This window comes from Crenobacter sp. CS_VA4 (assembly GCF_055597485.1).
The window spans coordinates 1-1,652 of record NZ_JBVMAE010000071.1; the positions used below are offsets into that span (position 1 = coordinate 1).

2 protein-coding genes are annotated in these 1,652 nt (G+C 64.9%); both read right to left on the reverse strand.

Annotated features, from left to right (window positions below):
- Window positions 1-890: patatin-like phospholipase family protein (locus tag ACZ2IA_RS22715; RefSeq protein ID WP_470294858.1), on the reverse strand; the 890-nt coding region annotated here is incomplete at its 3' end.
- A gap of 126 nt (window positions 891-1,016) precedes the next feature.
- Entirely contained in the window at window positions 1,017-1,631 is a 615-nt protein-coding gene (locus ACZ2IA_RS22720; RefSeq protein ID WP_470294859.1) for an HD domain-containing protein, read from the reverse strand.
- Window positions 1,632-1,652: the final 21 nt, after the last annotated feature.

A 1,652-nucleotide genomic window follows, 5' to 3' on the forward strand; every position in this document is an offset into this window, starting at 1 on the left:
ACCCCCAGCCGGGCCATCTCGGCTTCGGCATCGATGCTGTGGATCAGCATGCGCCGGTAGCTCACCGGGTCGAGCGCGCCTTTGTCGATCAGTCGGGTGATGAAATCGATCGCGCGCATCTCGCGCATCAATGACGAGTTGAAGCTCAGCGTGTTGATGCGGTCGAGGATTTGGCGCGCCGTGGTCGGCACATCGGGGATGCGGATCGGGTTGATGCGGATGATCAGCACATCGCGGCTGTCGGTGTCATAGATCAGTGGATAGATCGGCGGATTGCCCATGTAGCCGCCGTCCCAGTAATACTCGTTGTCGATTTCTACCGCCTGGAACAAGAACGGCAGGCAGCTCGAGGCCAGTACCGCCTGCACGCAGATCTCGCTGGTGGTGAATACGCGGATGCGCCCGCTCAGCACATTGGTGGCGCACAGGAACAGCTTGACGCTCCGGCAGTGCTGCAGCACTTCGAAATCGACCACGGCGACCAGCACATCGCGTAGCGGGTTCAGGTTGCACGGGTTCAGCTGGTAGGGCGAGAAGAAGCGGGTGAGATGGTCGAACATCAGCCAGGCCGGCGACAGGTCCATATTGCCGCCGCCCATCAGCCGGTCCAGCCAGGAGGGTTGCAGCGGGCTCAACCTCGCCGAATCGGCTATCTTGCCCCAGAGCGTTTCGAGCGCGCGGCGCGCCCCCTCGCCCCCGCCGCTGGCAAGGCCGTAGGCGAGCACCGTGGCATTGATCGCGCCGGCGCTGGTGCCGCTGATGCCGTCTATCTCGATGCGGCCGTCTTCGAGCAGGCGGTCGAGCACGCCCCAACTGAAGGCCCCGTGGGAGCCGCCCCCCTGCAGCGCGATATTGATGCGGCGAATCGCGGGTGATGGCTTCGCTGGCATGGTGGGGCCTCCTCAGTGTGCAGTCTAGCCGACGTGCACCGCCTGGCCAGTGCGCCGGGCGCGGCGCGTTGATGCGATGGGATGTGGCCCATGGGGCTGATTCTCGATTGATTGCGGGCGGTGGGGTTAGCGCGGTGCTGGCAGGGCGAGCCGCCACGCCAGATTGATGCGGGCGCGGGCTTCGCAGCGGGCATGGAAGAAATCCGTATGGTAGATGGAGGGGCGAGCCAGCAGGGCGCCCAGGAAGGCCCGTTCTCTGGCGTCGTAAGCAACATCGTCCAGGTCGGGTCGCTCGGCCCGCAGGCGCGCTTCGTCGCGGCGAAAGCGGGCGCGGTCATCTCCCAGGTTCACCAGGTCGATGTCGACGGTAAAGCGGCCATCGAGATCGGCCGGCGCAACGGTATGCGTCGTCGCCAGGATCATTCCGACGATGCGTCCGGCGGCGGCGATGCGGCCTTCGGCGCGGCGCTCGAACCACTCGGCGCTGCGCCGCTCATTGTCTTGCGCACCGGGAATGTAGATCACATCATGACACCACAATGCAAGTTCCACGGCATCAGGATCGTGGATCACTGCGCGCGCACAATCCAGATCGCGCAGGCAGCGGCGGATGTGGTCCAGGGTGTGATAACGGCGCATCGGTTCGGCGTAATGCCGCACCAGCTCGGCGTAGACCGCTTCACCCTGTATACCGCCGCAGCGCGACCACAGCGCCAGAAAACGTGTTTCCATCCGATTCATCCCGACTCCTCTGTCCCCCAG